This window comes from Myxacorys almedinensis A (genome assembly GCF_010091945.1).
GTDB classification, from domain to species: domain Bacteria; phylum Cyanobacteriota; class Cyanobacteriia; order Leptolyngbyales; family Leptolyngbyaceae; genus Myxacorys; species Myxacorys almedinensis.
In genome coordinates this window covers 66,760-73,083 of record NZ_WVIE01000023.1, presented here as the reverse complement: position 1 = coordinate 73,083, position 6,324 = coordinate 66,760, and the positions used below count along the sequence as shown (strand labels likewise).

The following is a 6,324-nucleotide window of genomic DNA, read 5'->3' as shown; positions in this document are numbered from 1 at the left end:
ACCTGACATTGCTGTTTTTCTCCACACGGCAGAACCCATTCTCTCATTTGTCTCTCCCTTTTTTCAATTTGGTATGAAACACCGTGGGCAACCCTGATCGCCTTGGAGCTAAAGCGCTATGAGTTTCAGTCCCGTTGCCGGGATTTGGGTTTTTGAAACTATAGCCTGCTGGGGTATCGGCACACGGAATGATCTTGTGTTTCAGTCCCGTTGCCGGGATTTGGGTTTTTGAAACCACGAGGATACTTGGCTGGAGGACGACGATGAAGGTTTCAGTCCCGTTGCCGGGATTTGGGTTTTTGAAACACGATCTGATCTGGCTCACCTCTAACCGTCGAGCGATTGTTTCAGTCCCGTTGCCGGGATTTGGGTTTTTGAAACTAAAACAGTTTTAGAATCTCGGAGATTATTAACTCCGAGTTTCAGTCCCGTTGCCGGGATTTGGGTTTTTGAAACCCTCTAGAAAGCGGGGATGTTGTTCGGAACAAAGATGTTTCAGTCCCGTTGCCGGGATTTGGGTTTTTGAAACTAAAAAGCCTTTGCCGACCTACAAAAAACAGTATCAGTTTCAGTCCCGTTGCCGGGATTTGGGTTTTTGAAACCTACTCCAGAACTGAGTCAGTAGTCTCATTTGTCTATCGTTTCAGTCCCGTTGCCGGGATTTGGGTTTTTGAAACTTGAGTGGAAACTGATTGAAAAGTGTTTTGAAATGAAGGTTTCAGTCCCGTTGCCGGGATTTGGGTTTTTGAAACGATTCACATCGATCAATGATGGATTGCTGGCAATTGTTTCAGTCCCGTTGCCGGGATTTGGGTTTTTGAAACAGATGTGTATTTCTTGATCCGGGTGCGCCACCGAAGTTTCAGTCCCGTTGCCGGGATTTGGGTTTTTGAAACTGCTACTTTGATTATCGGTATCTGATTTTTCACGTTGTTTCAGTCCCGTTGCCGGGATTTGGGTTTTTGAAACCGTGATGAAACTTTTGCAGCATTTTATGTCGCAAAGGTTTCAGTCCCGTTGCCGGGATTTGGGTTTTTGAAACCTGAGAAGTGAAAGCAATTGCAGCACCCGCAACAGGTTTCAGTCCCGTTGCCGGGATTTGGGTTTTTGAAACGCCCAATAGATCCCAGGTGGCTTGTTGATGCCAAGAGTTTCAGTCCCGTTGCCGGGATTTGGGTTTTTGAAACGAGACGACCAAGAGTGTCTAATGCCCAAAATTACTGTTTCAGTCCCGTTGCCGGGATTTGGGTTTTTGAAACCACCGTAATCCTTTACGTAAAACATGACTATGGTTTCAGTCCCGTTGCCGGGATTTGGGTTTTTGAAACTGTGTGGGCAAGGAATCACTATTTTCTAATAAAAAGTTTCAGTCCCGTTGCCGGGATTTGGGTTTTTGAAACAAAATATACGATAACGATTTTGGTATCGATGATTGTTTCAGTCCCGTTGCCGGGATTTGGGTTTTTGAAACGAAGATTGCTCAGCGCCAAGATCAAATAAGAAAAGGTTTCAGTCCCGTTGCCGGGATTTGGGTTTTTGAAACCCAGCCCTCGTTATGGGTTTTCACGACGCAATCGATGTTTCAGTCCCGTTGCCGGGATTTGGGTTTTTGAAACCATTATGTTGATTCCGGTGGATTTATCAATTTATCGTGTTTCAGTCCCGTTGCCGGGATTTGGGTTTTTGAAACGAATTGTCTCCTGGAATTTGGCAGACTAATTTAAGCGTTTCAGTCCCGTTGCCGGGATTTGGGTTTTTGAAACCTTGATTCGATCTCTTACGCCACGACATTACAGATGTTTCAGTCCCGTTGCCGGGATTTGGGTTTTTGAAACTCCTGTGTCTTGATTAGGAAGAATTTGCGATCGCTGTTTCAGTCCCGTTGCCGGGATTTGGGTTTTTGAAACTCGCAACTGTTACTTTTCCAGAATCTTTCATTTTTTGTTTCAGTCCCGTTGCCGGGATTTGGGTTTTTGAAACTATTTGATTTTTGAAAATATGAGTGGAAAAAACGTGTTTCAGTCCCGTTGCCGGGATTTGGGTTTTTGAAACTAATACCCTCATTTACTAATTCTACATACTCATTGGGTTTCAGTCCCGTTGCCGGGATTTGGGTTTTTGAAACACGCATCCCTAAAAGCTTCATCTGACTGAGATGATGTTTCAGTCCCGTTGCCGGGATTTGGGTTTTTGAAACAATATGCACTACTAATTCTTTTTAATGTCTCTTTCCAACGTTTCAGTCCCGTTGCCGGGATTTGGGTTTTTGAAACACAAGTTTCAATCGGGTCGTAAAGCCCTCCTCACAGTTTCAGTCCCGTTGCCGGGATTTGGGTTTTTGAAACGATGGTTCCTTTGTCGTTGTCGAAGGCAAACTCGAGTTTCAGTCCCGTTGCCGGGATTTGGGTTTTTGAAACGAACCCCAATCCAGAGTTAGCCCGTTTTCGTTCCGAATGTTTCAGTCCCGTTGCCGGGATTTGGGTTTTTGAAACGTGCGGGTCGATTCGCTGTAGCTTTTCGCTGACTGGTTTCAGTCCCGTTGCCGGGATTTGGGTTTTTGAAACCGTCGCGATCTTCGTTGGGGCGAATCGTTAACTCGATCGTGTTTCAGTCCCGTTGCCGGGATTTGGGTTTTTGAAACCCTGCTGTTTTTGCCGTTCTGAATTCTGCCTGCATTCCGGTTTCAGTCCCGTTGCCGGGATTTGGGTTTTTGAAACTGCCAGATACGATATCTCCTGCTGCTATTGTTGTGTGTTTCAGTCCCGTTGCCGGGATTTGGGTTTTTGAAACTTGAAAGTCAAATTGAGCCTTTATTAGCTGATTGGAGCATTTTGTGCATCTTTTGAAAGTATTGAATTGTCAAGGTTCTGGCAGTTTGGCAAACCCCCCAGGGTTTTCGACCCCGCTTCGGTTTGCCAAAATATTTTCCTAATTATAGAACGATTGCCGACTCATGACGCGGTTTTTCAGAACCATACACGAGCGTTCGCTTCACTGACCCAGAATCGAGGACATAAATTCGCACCGAATCCTCATCAGGCTTCACCAACTTCTCCAACTGTGTCTGAAGTTTAGCAAACTGCATCGCGCTCAGGAAACACTCAAACACACTGTACTGCATCCACTTACCATAACCAGACAGCAGCTTGTGCAGACGAGTTCGCCGTTTATTCGCCATCTTATTGTCAGGCAAATCATAAATGATCAGATAAAACAGAACAGACATATAGATCTCAACGGAGGACAAGCGGTTTATAAGGCACACCTTCTTGTAAATGTCGGGCTAACAGTCGGGCTTGAAGCTCGATCGATCGTCGATAAGTGCAGCGGTACTCAAACACCGGATGCTTAAACTCATCGCTCAACTTGCGCTCAAACGCTTGCAAAAATGCCTTTCGCCCCGCATCTGAAAGCCGATATGCTCCCAAACTTTCCGTAAAATCCTTCGGCTGAAGTTCCCGGTTATTCAACACCGCCAGCACCACATTATCGGCAATCAGTGGGCGAAACTCTTCCATCAAATCTAACACCAAAGCAGGTTGCCCCCGCGTCACTTCATGCAAATAGCCAATGTACGGATCAAGCCCTGCCAAATGCACCGCCGCCGTGACTTGCGATCGCAGCAATCCATAGGCAAAACTCAAAAGCGAATTCACTGGATCAGTCGGCGGTCGGCGATTGCGCCCCGAAAACGTCCAAGGTTCATTCAGCATCTGCGACCAGCAGGCAAAATATTCCCGTGCCGCCATGCCTTCCATCCCCCGCACTTGGTCAATCGTACCCTGCAACGGAACCTGAGCTTTACGCTGCTTCAGCGCACTTTCCTTCACCTGATGACGATATAACACCGTAGATTGATTGTGAATTTTAGCACCGACGATCGCCTTGACAAGCGCCAACTTGCGATCGCAATCTTCATACATCCGATACTGCGACAATCGCAATTGCCCATTCCGCGAACACGAAGGCAATGCCGAACCCAAATGCTTCCCAAAACTCGAAAGATAATGCACCGGCATCCCCAACTCCAATGCATAAACCAATGCATCTCCTGTCACTTGAGGATTGCCCATCAACACAACTTGTTCAACAGTCTGCGCCGGAATCGTTTGCTTTTTCCAAGACCCATCAGTTTGTTTGAGCGCAACGGTAAAGGCTTCGTAAGATTTATTCAACACCGCATCCGGCTGAGTCACATATAGAACTGACATTAGCACCAACTCCTCAATACTTTCATTTCCAAAGGCAAGCAAATATCTTGTAAACTGCACGCCTGACACTTTGTTTTGTGATCGATTGGCGCGGGCATTGGTTGAGATTCGGCAACTTGGGCAGATGCGATCGCCCGTTCGGTCATCTGCCTTAGTTCTGGCGAAAACGCCACCGTCTGCCGCCGCCGATTGGCATGATAGAAAATTTCGCCATGGGGAATATCCTTTCCCGTCCGTTCTTCCAGGCACAGCGCCGCTGCACACAGTTGAAAATGATCGCTCAAGTGGCGACCCATTTTGCCTTTCTTATATTCGAGGGGAACCAGATGCCCCGATCGCTCCTCTACGGCATCGATCACGCCGCTAACGTGCAAGCGATCGCTCCACACCCATTGCTGCTGATGCACGATCTTATCGCCCTCGTGGATCACCGATTCCTCATTGATATTGCGGTGCAGATGATTCCCTAAAACGAGATGTTCGTTTTCTGCCATTTCGCCCAACACATACTCTAAATAAAAGCGACGCGGACAGTACTCCCAAGCATTCAAATACGAGAGAGGCAAATACTGTTCAAGATCCATGAGTACTACTTTCTCCTTCGTCTTACCATTCCCATTCCCATTGGCGTTTTTCGTCCCACCCCGGCATATAGGGCAAAATCAGCCAGTGTATTAATCTGCCGGATCGTCTGAGCCTCAACATCACCCAAAATCTGAAATGTGACTTCCCCTACACAGCCAATGAACTTACTGCGGCTGTCAATTACAATGTCGGTGCGAATGTCAAAAAAACTTGGAAAGATCGCTTCGATGATCGCTTCGAGAAACACAATCTCGCTGTATTGGTTCCAACGCCGCAACAAACTCTGGAACACTAAATCCCTCGTAGGTAAAGCACTGTCATACTTTGCCTGGCGAAATGTGGTTGGGGTACAAAATAGAAATTTTACCTGTCGATCGCGATCTGATGCCTCTTCGACCATCTGAGGGTAGGTGGCAAAGCCTGCCCAAGGTTGCCTCGGCTGCGGCGTTCCCAGCACGCTTGTGACGGTAATTTCGGCGGCTCCTAAGTGCCACGGTTGCTGAGAATTTAAGGTAAGCCATAGCGGTGCGAGTTTGCCAAACAAGGCATCATCAAGCAGCGAAATTCGCCACCAACAGGGGGTTCCTGCCGCGATCGCATGATCGTGCTGATATTGAAGCCCTGAATCCCGCGACTTAGTTTGCAAGGCACTGAGCGTGAAGGATTTTTCGGAGGTCTGTGTATGGAGGGCTTTGCTGAGAGTGGGATCTTGCGATCGTACTAAATCCAAAAACAAGGCATGGAGATGTCGCCCACTCAAGTGGCTCGCTGGGATAGGCGACTGAGGCTGTAATTGCAGAACTAAACTATGAGGCATCGGTTATCCAAAGCGATAGTGCATCTGGGCTGGGATTTTGAGGCTCAGTCCCTCGAATGTGTAAAACTCTCCACACAATCGCACATTCCGAATCAAGCTCACGGGAGGCATGTTCACCGTGTCGTAGCTCAAGATCTGATTGGTAAACATCACATCCAATGGATTGAGCAAATAAGGAACTGTAAACTCCGCCATCTGATGATGTTTGGCAGTTGGTAATGGCTCAGCAATCAACTCAGCTTTACTTGCCCACTTGCCCAACCGAATCCAGCGCGGCAACGTTAGCGATCGCTCAGACACGATGAAAAACTCAAACTGGCTTTCGGGTGCAATCTCCTTTGTTCTACCGAAACTTGGGATATTGCGTTCAGTTGGCTGCATCTCAACGTGGTAGCGGTTGTCGGCATACTTCCAAGTATTTAATGTGGTCGTATGAAAGATTGCTCTTGCAGGTGTCACATAAATGCCCTGATTATTAAGCGGTGTAAGATGCTCTTTATATTTTGGAACTTGTTCAGCGCAGAAATAGCGGTAAGCATTTTCCTCCACAACTATAGTATTGTGTTGCAAGCTATCAATTAAACCGATCGCATAGGCAAGCGCGTAGTTGTGAATCACTGGCTCCGTTTCATACAGCCGTCCTAATTCACGGGTTGCGAAATATAGGCTGTCATGAAGTTCTAGAGTGCAACGGTAGAAAAAAGGCATTGT

The 6,324-nt window shown here is 47.1% G+C and carries 5 protein-coding genes and 1 CRISPR repeat array; all 5 genes read right to left on the bottom strand.

Annotated elements, in window-relative coordinates; genetic code table 11:
• Nucleotides 1-122 precede the first annotated feature (122 nt).
• A CRISPR array of direct repeats spans nucleotides 123-2,790; the repeat unit is 37 nt; unit sequence GTTTCAGTCCCGTTGCCGGGATTTGGGTTTTTGAAAC.
• A gap of 142 nt (nucleotides 2,791-2,932) precedes the next feature.
• Genes cas2 through cas5d form a run of 5 tightly spaced genes read right to left on the bottom strand, consistent with a single transcriptional unit; the run spans nucleotide 2,933 to nucleotide 6,321 of the window.
• Nucleotides 2,933-3,226, bottom strand: coding sequence for a CRISPR-associated endonuclease Cas2 (gene cas2, locus GS601_RS17475; RefSeq protein WP_162424574.1), 294 nt, complete (start codon nucleotides 3,224-3,226; stop codon nucleotides 2,933-2,935).
• 7 nt (nucleotides 3,227-3,233) lie between these two features.
• A complete protein-coding gene (gene cas1d / locus GS601_RS17470; RefSeq protein WP_162424573.1) occupies nucleotides 3,234-4,211 on the bottom strand; it encodes a type I-D CRISPR-associated endonuclease Cas1d in 978 nt (325 codons plus the stop codon).
• A complete protein-coding gene (gene cas4 / locus GS601_RS17465; protein ID WP_162424572.1) occupies nucleotides 4,211-4,795 on the bottom strand; it encodes a CRISPR-associated protein Cas4 in 585 nt (194 codons plus the stop codon). The genes cas1d and cas4 overlap by 1 nt, the downstream gene beginning before the upstream one ends.
• Nucleotides 4,796-4,800: 5 nt before the next feature.
• Nucleotides 4,801-5,613, bottom strand: coding sequence for a CRISPR-associated endoribonuclease Cas6 (gene cas6, locus GS601_RS17460; RefSeq protein ID WP_162424571.1), 813 nt, complete (start codon nucleotides 5,611-5,613; stop codon nucleotides 4,801-4,803).
• Between the two features lie 3 nt (nucleotides 5,614-5,616).
• Complete coding sequence (gene cas5d, locus GS601_RS17455; protein ID WP_162424570.1) at nucleotides 5,617-6,321, bottom strand: type I-D CRISPR-associated protein Cas5/Csc1; 705 nt, start codon at nucleotides 6,319-6,321, stop codon at nucleotides 5,617-5,619.
• Nucleotides 6,322-6,324 lie beyond the last annotated feature (3 nt).

Bases quoted from the DNA above. Each gene is read 5' to 3' on its own strand.
- cas2 (WP_162424574.1), bottom strand. From the start codon at position 3,226: ATGTCTGTTCTGTTTTATCTGATCATTTATGATTTGCCTGACAATAAG.
- cas1d (WP_162424573.1), bottom strand. From the start codon at position 4,211: ATGTCAGTTCTATATGTGACTCAGCCGGATGCGGTGTTGAATAAATCT.
- cas4 (WP_162424572.1), bottom strand. From the start codon at position 4,795: ATGGATCTTGAACAGTATTTGCCTCTCTCGTATTTGAATGCTTGGGAG.
- cas6 (WP_162424571.1), bottom strand. From the start codon at position 5,613: ATGCCTCATAGTTTAGTTCTGCAATTACAGCCTCAGTCGCCTATCCCA.
- cas5d (WP_162424570.1), bottom strand. From the start codon at position 6,321: ATGCCTTTTTTCTACCGTTGCACTCTAGAACTTCATGACAGCCTATAT.